The 17,813-nt window shown below is 73.3% G+C and carries 11 protein-coding genes and 1 pseudogene; 3 read left to right on the top strand and 9 right to left on the bottom strand.

The features are described 5' to 3' along the window. Window positions 1-121: 121 nt before the first annotated feature. From ilvC to AC07DW_RS18240, 5 genes and pseudogenes are all read right to left on the bottom strand, one after another. On the bottom strand, window positions 122-1,123 hold the full coding sequence (gene ilvC / locus AC07DW_RS18220; RefSeq protein WP_478858659.1) for a ketol-acid reductoisomerase: 1,002 nt from the start codon (window positions 1,121-1,123) through the stop codon (window positions 122-124). A 75-nt stretch (window positions 1,124-1,198) separates the two neighbouring features. Beyond that, entirely contained in the window at window positions 1,199-1,723 is a 525-nt protein-coding gene (ilvN, locus tag AC07DW_RS18225) for an acetolactate synthase small subunit (RefSeq protein WP_351223365.1), read from the bottom strand. Window positions 1,724-1,743: 20 nt separating this feature from the next. Continuing rightward, a complete protein-coding gene (locus AC07DW_RS18230) occupies window positions 1,744-3,603 on the bottom strand; it encodes an acetolactate synthase large subunit (RefSeq protein ID WP_478858660.1) in 1,860 nt (619 codons plus the stop codon). A 1,041-nt stretch (window positions 3,604-4,644) separates the two neighbouring features. Further along, window positions 4,645-7,422, bottom strand: a pseudogene (locus AC07DW_RS18235) (putative bifunctional diguanylate cyclase/phosphodiesterase); the annotation flags it as partial. A 399-nt stretch (window positions 7,423-7,821) separates the two neighbouring features. Beyond that, a complete protein-coding gene (locus AC07DW_RS18240; protein WP_478858661.1) occupies window positions 7,822-8,772 on the bottom strand; it encodes a 2-hydroxyacid dehydrogenase in 951 nt (316 codons plus the stop codon). A 47-nt stretch (window positions 8,773-8,819) separates the two neighbouring features. On the opposite strand from AC07DW_RS18240, the gene AC07DW_RS18245 reads away from it, so the two are divergent. From AC07DW_RS18245 to AC07DW_RS18255, 3 genes are all read left to right on the top strand, one after another. Then, on the top strand, window positions 8,820-9,842 hold the full coding sequence (locus AC07DW_RS18245) for an aldo/keto reductase (protein ID WP_478858662.1): 1,023 nt from the start codon (window positions 8,820-8,822) through the stop codon (window positions 9,840-9,842). An 83-nt stretch (window positions 9,843-9,925) separates the two neighbouring features. Beyond that, window positions 9,926-11,080, top strand: a complete 1,155-nt coding sequence (locus tag AC07DW_RS18250; protein WP_478858663.1) for a PQQ-dependent sugar dehydrogenase — start codon at window positions 9,926-9,928, stop codon at window positions 11,078-11,080. Window positions 11,081-11,093: 13 nt separating this feature from the next. Then, window positions 11,094-11,267, top strand: a complete 174-nt coding sequence (locus AC07DW_RS18255; RefSeq protein WP_478858664.1) for a DUF6191 domain-containing protein — start codon at window positions 11,094-11,096, stop codon at window positions 11,265-11,267. Window positions 11,268-11,301: 34 nt separating this feature from the next. Here AC07DW_RS18255 and AC07DW_RS18260 read toward each other — a convergent pair whose 3' ends face one another. The 4 genes from AC07DW_RS18260 to AC07DW_RS18275 all read right to left on the bottom strand — a co-directional run bounded on the left by AC07DW_RS18260 (window position 11,302) and on the right by AC07DW_RS18275 (window position 17,774). Continuing rightward, window positions 11,302-14,394: a helix-turn-helix transcriptional regulator gene (locus tag AC07DW_RS18260; protein ID WP_478858665.1), complete on the bottom strand. Its 3,093-nt coding sequence runs from the start codon at window positions 14,392-14,394 to the stop codon at window positions 11,302-11,304. 31 nt (window positions 14,395-14,425) lie between these two features. Continuing rightward, entirely contained in the window at window positions 14,426-14,611 is a 186-nt protein-coding gene (locus AC07DW_RS18265) for a hypothetical protein (RefSeq protein WP_478858666.1), read from the bottom strand. Between the two features lie 280 nt (window positions 14,612-14,891). Then, complete coding sequence (locus AC07DW_RS18270) at window positions 14,892-15,455, bottom strand: GNAT family N-acetyltransferase (protein ID WP_478858667.1); 564 nt, start codon at window positions 15,453-15,455, stop codon at window positions 14,892-14,894. Between the two features lie 18 nt (window positions 15,456-15,473). Then, complete coding sequence (locus AC07DW_RS18275) at window positions 15,474-17,774, bottom strand: MMPL family transporter (RefSeq protein ID WP_478858668.1); 2,301 nt, start codon at window positions 17,772-17,774, stop codon at window positions 15,474-15,476. Between the last annotated feature and the right edge of the window lie 39 nt (window positions 17,775-17,813).

Here is a 17,813-nt window from a genome sequence, read left to right on the forward strand (position 1 = left end):
GGTGGTGGGGGGGCCACCTTTTTCCCGAGGGGAGGGGAAACACAAATGGGGTGGTCGGCACCGCCCCGCAAGGGGAGAGCCCCCCCACCATCCCCTTCCCCCCCCCCCCGCCCCGCGAGGCCTACGCCTCCTCGTTGTCCACCCAGCTCATGAGCTTGCGCAGCTCCTTGCCGGTGGTCTCCAGCAGGTGCTCGGAGTCCTGCGTCTTGTACTCGTCGTACTTCTTCAGACCGCCGTGGTACTCGTCCATCCAGTTCTTGGCGAACGTGCCGTCCTGGATCTCGGCGAGGACCTTCTTCATCTCGGCCTTGGTGGCGTCGGTGATGATCCGCGGGCCGGTGACGTAGTCGCCCCACTCGGCGGTCTCGGAGACCGACCAGCGCATCTTCTCCAGGCCGCCCTCGTACATGAGGTCGACGATCAGCTTCAGCTCGTGCAGGCACTCGAAGTAGGCGATCTCCGGCTGGTAGCCGGCCTCGACCAGGGTCTCGAAGCCCGCCTTGACCAGGGCGGAGGTGCCGCCGCACAGCACGGCCTGCTCGCCGAACAGGTCGGTCTCGGTCTCCTCGGTGAAGGTCGTCTTGATGACACCCGCGCGGGTGCCGCCGATGGCCTTCGCGTACGAGAGCGCCAGCGGGAACGCGTTGCCGGTGGCGTCCTGCTCGACCGCGGCGATCGCCGGAACGCCGCGGCCCTCCTCGTACTGACGGCGGACCAGGTGACCCGGGCCCTTGGGGGCGACCAGGGCGACGTCGACGCCGGCCGGGGGCTTGATGAAGCCGAAGCGGACGTTGAAGCCGTGGGCGAAGAACAGCGCGTCGCCGTCCTTCAGGTTGCCCTTGACGGACTCCTCGTAGACCTGGGCCTGGATCGGGTCCGGGATCAGGATCATGATGACGTCGGCCTCGGCGGCGGCCTCGGCGGGCGTAACCACGCGCAGGCCCTGCTCCTCGGCCTTCGCCTTGGACTTGGAGCCCTCGTGCAGACCGACGCGGACGTCGACACCCGAGTCACGGAGCGACAGCGCGTGGGCGTGGCCCTGGCTGCCGTAGCCGATCACCGCGACCTTGCGGCCCTGGATGATGGACAGGTCGGCGTCGTCGTCGTAGAACAGCTCGGCCACTGGGTCTTCTCCTTGGTGTGCTGATGTTGCGTCCCACCGTACGGCGGGGAGGGATGTGGAAGTCGAGGGGTCTCGCTACGCGGAACGGTCCAGGGCCCGGAGCGAGCGGTCCGTGATGGACCGGGCGCCACGCCCTATGGCGATCGTTCCGGACTGGACGAGCTCCTTGATGCCGAACTGCTCCAGCATCTTCAGCATGGCGTCCAGCTTGTCACTCGATCCTGTTGCCTCGATGGTGACCGCCTCGGGCGAGACGTCCACGGTCTTGGCGCGGAAGAGCTGGACGATCTCGACGATCTGGGAACGGGTCTCGTTGTCGGCGCGGACCTTCACCAGGACGAGTTCGCGCTGGATCGCCGCGCCGGGCTCCAGTTCGACGATCTTCAGGACGTTGACCAGCTTGTTGAGCTGCTTGGTCACCTGCTCCAGCGGCAGGTCCTCGACATTGACCACGATGGTGATGCGGGAGATGTCGGGGTGCTCGGTGACACCGACGGCGAGCGAGTCGATGTTGAAGCCGCGGCGGGAGAACAGGGCGGCGATCCGGGCGAGGATGCCGGGCGTGTTCTCCACCAGGACGGAGAGCGTGTGCTTGGACATGTTTCTGACTCAGCTCTCTCTCAGTCGTCTTCGTTGTCGCCGAAGTCGGGGCGGACGCCGCGGGCGGCCATGACCTCGTCGTTGGAGGTGCCGGCGGCCACCATCGGCCAGACCTGGGCGTCCTCGTGGACGATGAAGTCGATGACGACCGGGCGGTCGTTGATGGCGTTCGCCTCCTGGATGACCTTGTCCAGGTCCTCCGGGCGCTCGCAGCGGATCGCCACACAGCCCATGGCCTCGGACAGCTTGACGAAGTCCGGGACGCGGGTGCCGGCGCTGGGCTGCTTGCCGTCCGCGCCGGGGCCGGAGTGCAGCACCGTGTTGGAGTAGCGCTGGTTGTAGAAGAGGGTCTGCCACTGGCGGACCATCCCGAGCGCGCCGTTGTTGATGATCGCGACCTTGATCGGGATGTTGTTCAGCGCGCAGGTGACCAGTTCCTGGTTGGTCATCTGGAAGCAGCCGTCGCCGTCGATCGCCCAGACCGTCCGGTCCGGCATGCCGGCCTTGGCGCCCATGGCGGCCGGCACCGCGTAGCCCATGGTTCCGGCGCCGCCGGAGTTCAGCCAGGTGGCGGGCTGCTCGTAGTCGATGAAGTGGGCGGCCCACATCTGGTGCTGGCCGACGCCGGCCGCGTAGATGGTGCCCTCGGGGGCGAGCTGCCCGATGCGCTGGATGACCTGCTGCGGCGACAGGCTGCCGTCCTCGGGCTGGTCGTAGCCGAGGGGGTACGTGTCGCGCCAGCGGCTGAGGTCCTTCCACCAGGCGCTGTAGTCGCCGGTGTTGCCCTCGGTGTGCTCCGCCTGGACGGCCTGGACCAGGTCGGCGATCACCTCGCGGGCGTCACCGACGATCGGCACGTCGGCGGCGCGGTTCTTGCCGATCTCGGCCGGGTCGATGTCGGCGTGGACGATCTTGGCGAACGGCGCGAAGCTGTCCAGCTTGCCGGTGACGCGGTCGTCGAAGCGGGCGCCCAGGGCGACGATCAGGTCGGCCTTCTGGAGCGCCGTGACGGCGGTGACGGCGCCGTGCATGCCGGGCATGCCGACGTGCAGCGGGTGGCTGTCGGGGAACGCGCCCAGCGCCATCAGCGTGGTGGTGACCGGGGCCTGCGTCAGCTCGGCCAGGACCTTCAGCTCGGCGGTGGCGCCGGCCTTGAGGACCCCGCCGCCGACGTACAGGACGGGGCGCTTGGCCTGGGTGATCAGCTTGGCGGCCTCGCGGATCTGCTTGGCGTGCGGCTTGGTCACCGGGCGGTAGCCGGGCAGGTCGAGCTGCGGCGGCCAGCTGAAGGTGGTCCTGGCCTGGAGGGCGTCCTTGGCGATGTCGACCAGGACCGGGCCCGGGCGGCCGGTGGAGGCGATGTGGAACGCCTCGGCGATCGTCCTGGGGATGTCCTCGGCCTTGGTGACCAGGAAGTTGTGCTTGGTGATCGGCATGGTGATGCCGCAGATGTCCGCCTCCTGGAAGGCGTCCGTGCCGATGGCCTTGGAGGCGACCTGACCGGTGATCGCGACCAGCGGGACGGAGTCCATGTGCGCGTCGGCGATCGGAGTGACCAGGTTGGTGGCGCCGGGGCCGGAAGTGGCCATGCAGACGCCGACCTTGCCGGTCGCCTGGGCGTAACCGGTCGCCGCGTGACCGGCGCCCTGCTCGTGGCGGACGAGGATGTGCCGGACCCGGGTGGAGTCCATCATCGGGTCGTACGCGGGGAGGATGGCACCGCCGGGGATGCCGAACACCGTCTCGGCGCCCACTTCCTCGAGAGAACGGATGAGGGACTGCGCACCCGTGACGTGCTCAACGGTGGCGGTGGACTGTCCGCCGGTACGGGCCCGCGGCTGCGGATGGTGGGCCCCGGTGGCCTGCTCGGTCATCGGCATTCTCTTCTCGAAGCTGAGGGTTTTCGCGAGGTTTAGCTGGTGTGGCGGGGAGCCAGTGCAACAAAAAACCCCTCGTGCCGTGAGGCAAGCGAGGGGAGCGCGCCGGTGTGGGTCCGCAGGGCCGTCATCGGGCCGTGCTCAGCCGACGCGCTTTCCAAGTACGAGAATTCGGGTGCGCATGGCAATGACCCTCCCTCCGGCGCACCGTCAGTGTCAAGTGGGTGGGACGCGAGTCTCACTATGTGAGCGAAGCGGGTAGGGCGAACGCATGCCCGGGAGGGCACTCGGAAGGGCGGCGGGAACGCCGTTGGGCACGGTGTCGGCGAGCCCGCCGGGCAGCGCCCCGCGGCCGCTCCCGGTCGCCCCGTACGCGGCTTCCGGCCGGGCGGGCGGAGCGCCCGGGCTGCCGGGGAGCGCGTCGGCCGGGGCGCGGCGGGGTCGTTCGGGCGCCCGTCCCGGGCGGTCGGCCCGCAGGGCGGTAGGGGCGCCGGGCGGGACGGTGTCCGGCGCGATGGCGGCGCGGACGGCTGGGGTGAACAGGCCCGGTGCGGCAGGTGTGGGTGGTGTGGCTGGTGGGGTGCCGGCGGGCCGGGTGCCTGGAGTGCTGTCGGGTGCGGTGCCGGGTCGGTGGCCGGGCGGGGCGGCCGGCGGGTCGTCGGGGGCGGCGCCTGGTCCGGCGCCGGAGGGCGCGCCCGGCCGGGCGCCGGCCGGGGGCGCACCGGAGCCGGTACGGCGGCCCCCGCCGGGCGGGATGCCACGGCCGGCGGAGCCGAGGGTGGGGGCCGCTCCGGGGCCGGGCGGGGCGCCGGGGGCGCCGCCGTGCGCGGTGGAGCCCAGACCGGCGCCCGGGCCGGTGCCGGGGACAGGCCCGGACAGGGGGCGGGGTGCCGGGTCGGAGGCGGCGTGCGACGCGGGGCTCGGGACGCCGCTCGGGAGGGCGGTGCCGGAACGGGCACCCGGCAGGGTGCCGGTGAAGGTGGCCGGAAGGGCACCGGGCAGGACGCCGGAGCGGGCGTTCGCGGTGAAGGCGGGCAGCACGGAGCCACCGGGCACCGGGTACCCGCCCCGCGCCAGGGCGCGGCGGAGCCGGTGCTCGTCCAGGGGGCCCGAGAAGGCCGCTCCCTGCCCATGGGTGCACCCCATCGCGCGTAGCGCCAGGACCTGCTCCGGTACGTCCACCCCGTCGGCCACGGACTGCAGGCCGAGGTCGCGGGCGATGCGGAGCAGCCCACTGGTGATCTTGTGAAGCCGGGCCGATTCGACGACGCCCTCGACCAGGCCCCTGTCCAGTTTCAGTATGTCGACCGGCAGCCGCCTGAGCGCGTTGATCGCGGCATATCCGCTGCCGAATCCGTCGAGCGCGACGCGTACGCCGAGCCTGCGCAGGGAGGCCAGGCGCTGCTCCAGCTCGTCGAAGGAGATCCGCGGGTCGCTGTCCGACAGCTCGATGATCAGGGACCCGGAGGGGAGCTGGTGCTTGGTCAGCAGTGCCTCGATGGTGCCGAGCGGCATGGACCTGTCGACCAGCTTGCGCGCCGGGAAGCGGACCGAGACGGGTACGTGGTGGCCGAGCCCGCCACGCTCGGCCGCCTGCGCGACGGCCTCTTCGAGCAGCCTGGCGTCGAATTCGGCGGTGCGCTCGGAGTCCTCCGCGACCCGGAGGTACTCGGCCGGGGTGTACAGGACGCCCTTGGCGGAGCGCCAGCGGGCCTGGGCCGCGACGGCGGTGATCCGGCCGGTCGCAAGGTCCACCACCGGCTGGTGCAGGAGCACGAACTCGCCGTCCCGGGTGGCGGTGCGCTCGGGGGTGGCCAGTTCCGTACGGCGTACGACGTCGGCCTGCATCTGGGGCGCGTAGAGCTCGACGCGGTTCTTCCCGCCCGCCTTGGCGCGGTACATGGCGAGGTCGGCGTTGCGCAGGAGGTCCCCGGCGTTGATGCCGGCCTCGGCGAAGGCGACGCCGATGGACGCGGCGACCCGCACCTCCCGGCCCTCGATCCGGTACGGCTGCGAGAGCGTCAGCCGCAGCCGGTCGGCGATCTCCAGGACCTGCGGCTCACGGGCGGACGGGTCGCGGTTGCCGTCACCGAGGATCAGGGCGGCGAACTCGTCGCCGCCGAGGCGGGCGGCGGTGTCCCCGGCCCGTACCGAGTCCTGGAGCCGGCGGGCGGCCTGGATGAGCAGCTCGTCCCCCACCTGGTGGCCGAGCCGGTCGTTGACGCCCTTGAAGCCGTCCAGGTCGATGAAGAGCACGGCGGTGCCGGCGTCGCCCGCGCGGCGCCCGCCGAGCGCCTGGCGGACGCGCTGGGTGAACAGGGCGCGGTTGGGCAGGTCGGTGAGCGGGTCGTGCTCCGCGTTGTGCTGGAGCTGCGCCTGGAGGCGGACCCGCTCGGTGACGTCCCGGCTGTTGAAGATCAGGCCGCCCTGGTGGCGGTTGACGGTGGACTCGACGTTCAGCCAGTCGCCGGTGCCGGACCGGAAGCGGCATTCGATCCGGGTCGTGGGCTCCTGCGACGGGGGCGCGGCGAGGAACCGCCGCACCTCGTGGACGACTCCTCCCAGGTCCTCGGGGTGGATGAGGGAGGCCAGTTCGGAACCGATGAGCTCGTCCGCCTCCCGCCCGTACACGCCGGACGCGGCCGGACTGACGTAGCGCAGCACCCCGTCGGGGGCGGCGATCATGATCACGTCGCTCGACCCCTGCACCAGGGACCGGAAGTGGTTCTCCTTCTGGGCCAGTTCGTGCGTGAGGGCGATGTTGTCGAGGAGCATGATCCCCTGGCGTACCACCAGGGCGAGCACGACCGTGCATCCGGTGAAGACGACGACGCGGTCCACCGTGCGGTCCTCGATGACGTTGTAGAGGATGCCGAGCGTGCAGACCGCGGCCGCCAGGTAGGGCGTGAGGGCGGCCAGCGACCCGGCGATGGGTCGGCTGTGCGGACGGGGCCCGCGCGGCGGGGCGGGGTGGTCGTGGGCGCGGTTGGCGCCCCAGGGGGCGTACGCCAGGAGCAGTGAGCCGGCGAACCAGCCCGCGTCGAGGAGCTGGCCGGACCGGTAGTGGTCACGCAGCAGGGGCGAGGTGAACAGCGCGTCGCACAGGACGGTCAGGGCGAGCGCGGCGATGGCGGTGTGGACGGCCGAGCGGTTGGCCTGGGAGCGCCGGAAGTGCAGTGCGAGGACCATGCTGACCAGCACGATGTCCAGCAGCGGGTACGCCAGGGAGAGCGCCGCCCGCGCGACGCTCTCGCCCTCGAAGCGGGCCGTGTGGGCGAGGGCGAGGCTCCAGGACAGGGTGAGCAGCGAACCGCCGATCAGCCAGGAGTCCAGGCCGAGGCAGATCCAGCCGGCCCTGGTGACCGGCCGCTTGGCGAGGACGAGCAGCCCGACGATGGCGGGCGGCGCGAACAGCAGGAAGAACAGGTCGGCGACGGAGGGCTGGGGCACCGCGCGGTCGAGCACGACCTCGTACCACCCCCAGACGCTGTTGCCGCCGGCCGCCATCGCGGAGGAGAACGCGAACAGCATCCAGGCGGGCCGGAAGCGGCTGCCACGCCTGCGTGCGTACACGAAGCACGAGACGGCGGCGACCAGGGCGGCGGCGCTGAGGCCGAAGTCCCCCATGATCAGAGCCATTTCCTCGGAACCCCAGCCGACGGCCGCCCCGGCGGCATAACCTGCGCACAGCACGCCCAGGAGCGCTTGGCAGAGCGGGCGGCCGGAGCTGCCCGCGCCGGTCGGGGCGCCGCCGCCCTTGGCGTCCCCGGCGTCGCCGGTGACCGGCGGGCGCCGCTCGATGAGCACGCCCGGGGCGCTCACGGGGTCACCCCCGCGAGCGGCTCGGGACGGTACGGGCGCCGGGACGGTGCCGCCGGGTGCGGATCGGCCACCGGCCCCGGCCGCGACCCGAGGGCGGGCTCCGCCTCCCGCTCCGGCTCTCGCTTCGGCTCCGGCCTCGTCGGCCGGGACGCGGTCGGGGGTCGCAGTCGGCTGCCCCGTCGCGTCGGTTCGTACGCCCATCGACCGTGCATCGCCCGTCGCCCCCCTCGGATTCTGATCGGTCATCACGTCGCTCCCCCGCGCCGGTTGGTGCTCGGTGCGGCCCCCAGATCGGGACGATACACCAGGATCGTCACTCAGGGACAGGGGTGCTCTACGCTCCGTGACGATCATCAGTGTTATGGGCACGGACGGCGCCGATATCGCTCCGGAGCGTGGTCAGGAGGTGGTGAGGACGATGTTCCGCACCGGCGCGCGCTCGGCGAAACGGGTGAGCTGGCCGGCGATCAGGCGCTTGGCGCGGGGCATGAACGCCGACGTGGAACCGCCCACGTGCGGACTGATCAGGACGCCCGGGGCGTGCCACAGGGGGTGCCCCTGGGGCAGCGGTTCGGGGTCGGTGACGTCGAGGGCGGCGTTGATCCGGCCGCCGGCCAGTTCGGCCAGGAGCGCCTCGGTGTCGACGACGGGGCCGCGGGCGACGTTCACCAGCAGGGCGCCGTCCTTCATCCGCGCCAGGAATCCGGCGTCCGCGAGGTGGTGGGTGTCGGGGGTCAGGGGCGTGGACAGGATGACGACGTCCGCCTCGGGGAGGAGGGCGGGCAGATCGGCGAGCGCCCGCACGGGACCGCGCTCTGTGGTGCGCGCGGAGCGCGCGACGCGCGCCACCCGCGCGCACTCGAAGGGCGCGAGCCGGTCCTCGATGGCGGCGCCGATCGATCCGTACCCGACGATCAGGACGGACTTGTCGGCGAGCGCCGGGTAGAAACCGGCCCGCCACTCCTCGCGGTCCTGGCCGCGCACGAAGCCGGGGAGGCCGCGCAGCGACGCGAGGACCAGCGCGAGGGTCAGCTCGGCGGTACTGGCCTCGTGGACGCCCTTGGCGTTGCACAGCGCCACGCCGGGCGGCAGCAGGCCGAGCCCCGGGGTCACGTGGTCGGTGCCCGCCGAGAGCGTCTGGACGACCCGCAGCGAGGTCATCCCGGCCATCGGGCGCACCGCTATGTCGCTGCCCTTCATGTAGGGCACGACGTAGAACACGCAGTCGGCCGGGTCGGCCGGGAAGTCCGGGCCGCCGTCCCAGAAGCGGTAGGTCAGGCCGGACCCGGCGGGGGCGGGAAGCCCATCGATCTCGTCGGCGGGAATGGGGAGCCACACGTCAGCAGTCATGGTCAGGAGGTTAGTTTGGGGGGCGGCACGAGGAGGGGTACGGGGAGTTGGAGCGCAGGACGATCGGGGCGACGGCGCTCGAAGTGGGGGCGATCGGCCTCGGCTGCATGCCGATGAGCTGGGCCTACAGTGCCTCACGACAGCGCGGCGACCGCTCGGTGCGCACCGTGCACGCCGCGCTCGACGCCGGGGTGACGCTGCTGGACACGGCCGACATGTACGGGCCGTTCACCAATGAGCTGCTGCTGGGGCGGGTCCTCAAGGAGCGCCGGGCGGAGGCCTTCGTGTCGACGAAGTGCGGGCTGCTGGTCGGCGACCAGCACATCGTGGCCAATGGCCGGCCCGGGTACGTGCGGCGGGCGTGCGACGCCTCGCTGCGGCGGCTCCAGACCGACGTCATCGACCTGTACCAGCTGCACCGCGCCGATCCCGAGGTGCCCGTCGAGGAGACCTGGGGTGCGATGGCTGAGCTGGTGACGGCCGGGAAGGTACGGGCGCTCGGGTTGTGCGCGATGGCCGTGCGGTCCCCGCGCCGGGGCGCGGCGGGGGCGTCCCGGGCGGATCGGTACGAGGGAACGATTCGGCAGCTGGAGCGGGTGCAGCAGGTCTTCCCGGTGAGCGCGGTGCAGGCCGAGCTGTCCGTGTGGTCGCCGGAGGCGCTGCGGCGGCTGCTGCCGTGGTGCGCCTCGCGGGGCGTGGGGTTCCTGGCGGCGATGCCGCTCGGCAACGGCTTCCTGACCGGCACCCTGACGCCGGGCGGCGGGTTCGAGCCCGAGGACCTGCGGGCACGGCACCCCCGGTTCACGGCCGAGATGATGGCCGCGAACCAGCCGATCGTGGTGGGGCTGCGGCGGGTGGCGGAGCGGCACGGCGGCGAGGCGGCCGGGGTCACCCCGGCACAGGTGGCGCTGGCGTGGGTACTGGGACGGGGCCGGCACGTCGTACCGGTGCCGGGGACGAAGCACGAGCGGTGGGCGGTGGAGAACGCGCGGGCGGCCGGGTTGTCGCTGACGGCGGAGGACCTGGCGGAGATCGCGGCACTTCCGCCGGCGAGGGGGTCGTGGGACTGAATCCCCGGCGCCGGCGGTGTATCAAGGGTGGACACGCGGCTCACACCGCCGTTGAAGGGATCTCGACTGTGCAACGTCCAGCTGTGACGGCCGTGTTGGCCGCTGCCGCCCTGCTCCTCGCGGCCGGGTGCTCGTCCGGCCCCGGCGGTCACCCCGCGGCCGGCCGGAGTGCCGGATCGCCGCCGGCCGCCTCCGCCCCGCCGTCGGGCTCGCCGTCTCCCCCGGGGCCGCCCGCACCGCCCGCGAAGGGCGCGGTGGCGGTGGTGTCCACGCTCACCGAGGGGCTGAAGTCGCCGTGGGGCCTGGCCGCCCTGCCGGACGGCGACCTCCTGGTCTCCTCGCGCGACGAGGGGACGATCACCCGGGTCGACGCGGAGACCGGCGCCAAGACCGTGCTGGGCTCGGTGCCGGGGGTCGCTCCGGGGGGCGAGGGCGGCCTGCTGGGGCTGGCGGTCTCACCGGCGTACGCCTCGGACCACCTGGTGTACGCCTATTTCACCACCGAGTCGGACAACCGCATCGCCCGCATGCTGTACGACGAGCGGAGGCCGGCCGGCCGGCAGCTCGGCGCACCGGACACGGTGCTGCGGGGCATCCCCAAGGGCACCGTCCACAACGGCGGGCGGATCGCGTTCGGCCCGGACAAGATGCTGTACGCGGGCACCGGCGAGACCGGTGACACCGGGCTGGCCCAGGACGAGGACTCGCTGGCCGGGAAGATCCTGCGCATGACGCCCGACGGACAGCCGGTGCACGGCAACCCGTCCGAGGACTCGGTCGTCTACTCGTACGGGCACCGCAATGTGCAGGGGCTGGCCTGGGACGCGGACAAGCGCCTGTGGGCGGCCGAGTTCGGGCAGAACACCTGGGACGAGCTGAACCTGATCGAGCCCGGCAGGAACTACGGCTGGCCCCGTACGGAGGGGAAGGGCGGCCGCACCGGCTTCGTCGACCCGGTCGCCCAGTGGAGGACCTCCGACGCCTCCCCGAGCGGCATCGCCGTCGCCGCGGGCTCGGTGTGGGTGGCCGGGCTGCGCGGCGAGCGGCTGTGGCGCGTCCCGCTGGCCGGGGCGGAACCTTCGGCGGCCCCCCAGCCGTTCCTGGCGGAGCGGTACGGCCGGCTGCGCACGGTGCTGGCGGCGGGCGGCAACAAGGTCTGGCTGGTGACCAGCGAGACGGACGGCCGGGGCACGCCGGAGGCGGCCGACGACAGGATCCTCCAGCTGGAGGTGAAGTGAGGGGCAGAAGCCGGTGTTCGACCTCATGGAGGCACTCTTCGGGTCAGGTCGGAAGCACGCGGACGACGAGCGCCGGCGGCTGGAGCTGACGCGCGAGGACGCGGGCGACGGTGACCCGGCGCGTGGCCCGATGGACCTCGCCTCCGGCACCGTCACCATCCGCGTCCCCCGGGTCCCGGACGCCTGAGCCCCCGGCGGGCCGGTGACAGGCGGCGTGGCCGTCAGGCCGGGACTTCGGGGAGGAGCCGCAGGCGGTGGGCCAGGGCGGCGGCTTCGCCGCGGCCCGAGACGCCGAGCTTGGCCAGGATGTTGGAGACGTGCACGCTCGCCGTCTTCGGGGAGATGTACAGCTCCTCGGCTATCTGGCGGTTGGTGCGGCCCGCCGCGACCAGGCGCAGGACGTCCTGCTCCCGGGGCGTGAGCCCGAACCCCTCGCCCTCCGGCTCCGGGGCGGCGGCCCTCGGGGCCCCCAGGGACAGGCGGGCGCGGGCGGCGAGCAGTTCCAGGTCCTCGCGCAGCGGGCGGGCGCCCAGGTGCCCGGCGACGAGGTGGGCCTCGCGGACCAGTTCGGCGGCCCGGTCGCGGTGGCCGCCCCGGGCGAGCAGCGCGTCCGCCCAGCGGTACCGGGCGCGCGCCAGCTCGTAGGGGCGTTCCAGGGGATCCAGGGCGGCCACGACCTCCGCCCAGCGGTCGGCGTCGTCGCGGCCCTCGGCGCGGGCCAGCTCGGCGGCGACGAACAGCGCGTGCGCGTGCCACACCGGGACCGGGGTGGCGAGCCGCTTGGCGTGCGCGCGGATCAGCGCCAGTGCCTCGGTGCGGCCCTCCTCCGCGGCGGGCAGCCCGCGCGCCTCCGCCTCGGCCGTGGCGGCGACCAGCAGCAGCGGCCACGCGTACCGCTGGCTGCCGACCGGGAAGCCGTCACGCGCCGCCGCGGCCAGCCCGTCCCGTACGTCGGCGATGCGGCCCCGCGCCGCCGCGACGCCCAGCTCGACCTGGGCCAGCGGCAGCAGGTACTGCATCATCGGGTCGTGCCGGCCGTAGGCGTCACGGGCGAGCGCCAAGTGCTCGGCGGCGACGGCCGGTTCGCCGCGCAGCCAGGCGAGCTGGGCACGCCTCAGGTGCGCCCCGCCGCGCGGCTTGGTGCTGTAGGCGATGCGCTGGAGCCGGTGCGCGCCCTCGCTCGCCTCATCCCAGTGGCCCAGCGACATCCGCGACTCGACGAGGTTGCTCAGCACCCAGCCCTCGTTGTCGCGCAGGCCGCACTCGCGGGAGAACGCCAGTCCTTCCGCCGCGACGCGGACCGCCTCCCGGGAGCGCCCGACGGACTCCAGGCAGGAGGGGATGTTGACGTAGGCACGTCCGGCCTCGTTGCGCACGCACAGCTCGCGGGCGCGGTCGAGGACGGCGTGCATCTCCGCCAGGCCGGCCTCGATGTCGCCCGCGTCGACCATCAGACCGCCCAGTGTGAGGCGGGCGTTCAGCTCGACCGGCTCGGCCTTGACCAGGCGGGCGTACTCGACCGCCCGCTCGGCCGCGGCGAGGCTCTCCGGGCCGGGCGCGTGCAGCATGCCCCAGCCGGCGGCGACGGCGAGGACCTTCGCGTGGACGGCGGACGGCGGCAGGCCGCGGACCAGCTCCTGGGCGGTGGCGATCTCGGACCAGCCGTCGCCGCGCCCGAGGTTCGACATCAGCCGGGACCGCTCGGTCCAGAACCAGGCGGCGCGCTGGGGGTCCTCGCCGCCGGAACGGCCGGCCGGGTCGCTCTCGTCGTCGAGGAGCCGCAGAGCCCGCTTCACGATCTTCAGGGCCCGTTCCCGCTCGCCGCAGAGCCGCGCGGCCACGGCCGCCTCGGCCAGCAGGTCGAGGTAGCGCAGGGGGGTCGTGTCGGGACAGCCGCAGGCCGGGTACGCCTCGGCGTAGTCGATGGGCCGCAGGGAGGCGCGTACGTCCTCGGGCACGTCGTCCCACAGCTCCATGCCGCGCTCCAGCAGGCGCAGCTGCTCGGCGTGGGCGTGGCGCTTGCGGGCCTCGACGGCGGCGCGGAGGACGACGGGCAGCGCGTTGGCGGCGTCATGCGCGTGGTACCAGTAGCTGGCCAGGCGGGTGGTGCGCTCGTCGGCCCGTACGAGACCGGGGTCGGCCTCCAGCGCCTCGGCGTAGCGCCGGTTGAGGCGGGAGCGCTCGCCGGGCAGCAGGTCGTCGCTGACGGCCTCGCGCACCAGGGAGTGGCGGAAGCGGTAGCCCTCGCCGTCGGGCACTGCTTGCAGGATGTTGGCGTTGACGGCGGCGCGGAGCGCCTCGATGAGGTCGTCCTCGGGCAGCCGGGCGACGGCGGCGAGCAGGCCGTACTCCACGGTGGAGCCGCCCTCGGCGACGATCCTGGCGACCTTCTGGGCATCCTCGGAGAGCCGTTCCACCCGCACCAGCAGCAGGTCGCGGAGGGAATCGCTGAGCGCACCGGGTCCGCAGTCGTTCTCCTGGCAGACCACGAGTTCCTCGACGAAGAAGGCGTTGCCGTCGGAGCGGCGGAAGACGTCGTCGACGAGGGCGGCCGCGGGCTCGGCGGCCAGGATGCCGGTCAGCTGACGGTGGACCTCCGTGCGGGTGAACCGGGGCAGTTCGATGCGGCGCACGGTCCGCAGCCGGTCCAGCTCGGCGAGCAGGGGCCTCAGCGGGTGGCGGCGGTGGATGTCGTCGGCGCGGTAGGTGGCGATGACGACGAGCCGGCCCCGGCGCAGGGTGCGGAAGAGGTAGGCGAGCAGGTGGCGGGTGGAGGTGTCGGCCCAGTGCAGGTCCTCCAGGGCGAGGACGACCGTACGGTCGGCGGCGATGCGCTCCAGGAGGCGGACGGTCAGCTCGAAGAGCCGGGCGGTGCTGTCCTCGTTGTACGGTTCGGGGCCGGCGGCGTCCCCCAATTCGGGCAGGAGTCGGGCCAGTTCGCCCTCCTGACCCCGCGCAGCGGCGGCGAGCTCCTCGGGAAGGGTGCGGCGCAGGGCGCGCAGCGCGGTGGAGAACGGGGCGAACGGCAGCCCGTCCGCGCCGATCTCGACGCAGCCCCCGACGGCGACGACGGCGCCCCGGGCGCACGCCTCGCCCAGGAACTCCTCCAGCAGGCGCGTCTTGCCGACGCCCGCCTCACCGCCGACGAGCAACGCCTGCGGCTCTCCCGCGGTGGCGCGGGAGAGCGCTTCGGTGAGGGCGGTCAACTCACCGGCTCGGCCGACGAACACCGGACTGACGGACCTGGTCTCCACGTCGCCGAGCATCGCACAGACCTGCGACGACGCGGCACTGGATATCGGTGCGACGGCCATGCCCGGGCGTCCTCCGTCCGTCCCGCGGCCGTCACGCGGCCGTCGCGAACCGGCCGTGGTCGGTGTTCACCTGCCCTTCGGAGGCGTGGCCGCCTGATCGGCGGACGAGGGAACGACGGGCCTTGCGGGCGGCCCTGGCGACGCCGGCCAGCCGCTGGGCGTCGGCCTCGCGGAGGAGGTCGGCGTGACGGGCCTGCTGGAGTTCGTAGGCGAACATCGGGTTCTCCCTGGTGGGTCGGGGCGTTCGGTGAATGCCTCGACTCTCGTCCCCCAGGGGGTCGGACCGCATCGGGCGACTGCCGCATCTTGGCGCGCGGGGGGTCCTTAGGCACGCCCGCGAGGTCCTCAGGCCGGCGCGGACGCGTCCCGGGGACACCTCAGGAGCCCGTGCCGGGCAGCGGGAGGAACGGGTGGGCGCGGGTGCCCGCGCACGGCCGGGGCGTCATGGGCGTCGTGGATTGCCGTCCGGCACGCCGGGCGCCGTGTGCGAGAGGCCCTCAGCGCGCCTCTCGGGGTGCCGCGCGCCACTCCGGGGCCAGGACGGACCAGATCTCCATGTCGTGCCGCACGCCCTGGTAGGGGTAGCTCTCGCGGAGCACGCCCTCCTTGGTCATGCCCAGCCGCTCGGCGACCTTGATGCTCGCGGTGTTCGCCGAGGAGACCTGCCATTCGACGCGGTGCAGGCCGCGCTCGTACACCGCCCAGTCGATCAGGACGCGGACCGCGCGGGTGACCAGTCCGCGGCCGGACACCGACGGTTCCAGCCAGCAGCCCGCCTCGCAGGTGCCGTCGGTGGTGTCCATGAGCCGCAGCATGACTCCGCCGACGAGGGTGCCGTCCAGCCGGATGCCGAGGATCCGTCCCTTGTCGGCGGCGGTCTTGTCGGCGTACGCCTGGAGGAAGGCCCGCGCCGAGGGCAGGTCGGCGCAGACGGTCGGGAGCGCGACGTACCGCCCGATGTACTCCCTACCCCGGTCCATGTGGGCCAGGAACTCCTCGGCCTGCCACGGTTCGAGGGGGCCCAGTTCGGCTCCGTCGTCACCCAGGGATATCGCGAACACCGTCGTGCCCCTCCACCACTACGGCACGAGCTGTCCGTCGTCGCTCGCGCGCTGCCAAGGGATCTTCGCACGACTGGAATCGCGGCACTCGGGATTCTCGATGCTGATGCGCGGCAGGACCCGGTCGAGCCACGCGGGCAGCCACCAGTTGGCGCCCCCGAGCATGTGCATGAGCGCCGGGACCAGGAGCGTACGGAGGACGAACGCGTCGAGGGCCACGGCGGCCGCCAGGCCGATGCCGAACATCGCGATCACGCGGTCGCCGGAGAGGACGAACGCCAGGAAGACGGCGATCATGATGACGGCGGCGGAGTTGATGACCCGGCTGGTCTCGGCGAGGCCCACCCGGACGGCCCGCCGGTTGTCCCCGGTCTCCAGCCACTCCTCGTACATCCGGCTGACCAGGAAGACCTGGTAGTCCATGGAGAGCCCGAAGAGCACGGACACCATGATCACCGGCAGGAACGGTTCGATGGGCCCCGCCCGGCCGAGCCCGAGCAGTTCGCTGCCCATCCCCCACTGGAAGATGGCGACGACCACGCCGAAGGCGGACGCGACGGCGGCCACGTTCATCAGGGCCGCCTTGAGCGGGATCCCGATCGAGCGGAAGGCGAGCAGGAGGAGCAGGGAGCCCAGGGCGACGACGACGCCGACGAACAGCGGCAGCTTGCCGACGATGATGTGCGCGAAGTCGTCGTAGCCGGCGGTGACGCCGCCGACGTACACCTCGAGGGAGGTGCCCTGCCCGGCGGTCGGCAGGACGTCGTCCCGCAGCCGGTCGACGAGGTCGCTGGTCGCTCGCGACTGCGGGGCGGAGTCCGGTACGACGGTGAGCACGGCGGTGTCGCCACTGCCGCTGTGGGTGACCGGGCCGACCGTGTCCACTCCGCTGGTGGCGCGCAGGGCGCCGGGGAGCGTGGCGAGGGCGAGCCGGTCGTCGGCGCCGTCGAGTTCGGCGACCAGGGTCAGGGGGCCGTTGACGCCGGGGCCGAAGCCCTCCGCGAGCAGGTCGTACGCCTTGCGGGTCGTCGAGGCGGCCGGGTTGTTTCCCTGGTCGGAGGTGCCGAGGTGGAGGCCGAGCGTGGGCAGGGCGAGGACCAGCATGACCACGGCGGCGACGGCGCCGAGCAGCTTGGGGTGGCGCTCGACGAACGCGGACCAGCGGGCGGCGAACCCGGTCGGCAGCTCGGGCTCCGGCCCGTGCTCGACGAGCCGGGCGCGCTCGCGGCGCGACAGGGCCCGCATGCCGATGAACGACAGCAGCGCGGGCAGCAGGGTCACGGACGCGGCGACCGTGAGGACGACGGTGAGGGAGGCCGCGACGGCGACGCCGTTGAGGAAGCCGAGTCGCAGTATCAGCATGCCCAGCAGCGCGACGCAGACCGTGGCGCCGGCGAAGACGACGGCCCGGCCGGTGGTGGCGACGGCGTTGCGCACCGCCTCGTCGACCGGGAGGCCGCGTTTGAGGCCCTTGCGGTGCCGGGTCACGATGAACAGCGCGTAGTCGATGCCGACGCCGAGGCCGATGAGCAGGCCCAGCATGGGCGCGAAGTCGGCGACGGTCATCACATGGCCCAGCAGTCCGATGCCCGCGTAGGCGGTGCCGACGCCGACGAGGGCGGTGGCGATGGGCAGGAGGCTGGCGGCGAGGGAGCCGAAGGCGAGGAAGAGCACCACGGCGGCGACGGCGACACCGACGATCTCGGCGGTGTGGGAGGCCGGTTCCTCGGTGACCGCGACGGCGCTGCCGCCGAGCTCCACCTGGACGGCGTCGCTCGCCGCGGCGCGGGCGGTGTCGACGACGGCTTGGATCCGGTCGGGCGGGATCTCGTCGGCGGGCCGGTCGAAGGCGACCGTGGCGTAGGCGGTGTGCCCGTCGTCGCTGATCCGGCCGGGTTCGAAGACCGGGCCGGAAGGGCCGGGTCCCCCCGCGGAGGCGGAGCCGGAGGCGTGGTGCGGGGCGGCGGTGCCCGCCGCGGCCGGGGGGCCGCCGGGGTCGTACGGGCCGGTGACGGACGCGACGCCGGGCAGCTCGGCGATGTCGTCGAGCATCTCGCTCATGCGGTCCTGGACGGCGGGCGCGCGGACGCCGCCCTCGGCGGTGTGCCAGACGACGGTGTCGCCGTCACCGCCCTGGCCGCGGAAGCCCTCTTCCAGGAGTGCGGTCGCCCGGCCGGACTCGGTGCCCGGGACCTCGTAGTCGTTGGAGTACGCGGAACCGGCGATGCCGGAGGCCGCCGCGACGCCGACCAGGGCGAGCAGCCAGAGCAGGACGGCGGCGAGGCGGTGCGTGACGCACCATCGGGCGAGGGCTGCCAATGGGTGTGCTCCCTGAGTGGTTCGTGGTCCTCATCGGCG

It is taken from the genome of Streptomyces sp. NPDC045701 (assembly GCF_056432045.1).

Bases quoted from the DNA above. Each gene is read 5' to 3' on its own strand.
- AC07DW_RS18240 (WP_478858661.1), bottom strand. From the start codon at position 8,772: ATGACTGCTGACGTGTGGCTCCCCATTCCCGCCGACGAGATCGATGGG.
- AC07DW_RS18260 (WP_478858665.1), bottom strand. From the start codon at position 14,394: ATGGCCGTCGCACCGATATCCAGTGCCGCGTCGTCGCAGGTCTGTGCG.
- AC07DW_RS18265 (WP_478858666.1), bottom strand. From the start codon at position 14,611: ATGTTCGCCTACGAACTCCAGCAGGCCCGTCACGCCGACCTCCTCCGC.
- ilvN (WP_351223365.1), bottom strand. From the start codon at position 1,723: ATGTCCAAGCACACGCTCTCCGTCCTGGTGGAGAACACGCCCGGCATC.
- AC07DW_RS18230 (WP_478858660.1), bottom strand. From the start codon at position 3,603: ATGCCGATGACCGAGCAGGCCACCGGGGCCCACCATCCGCAGCCGCGG.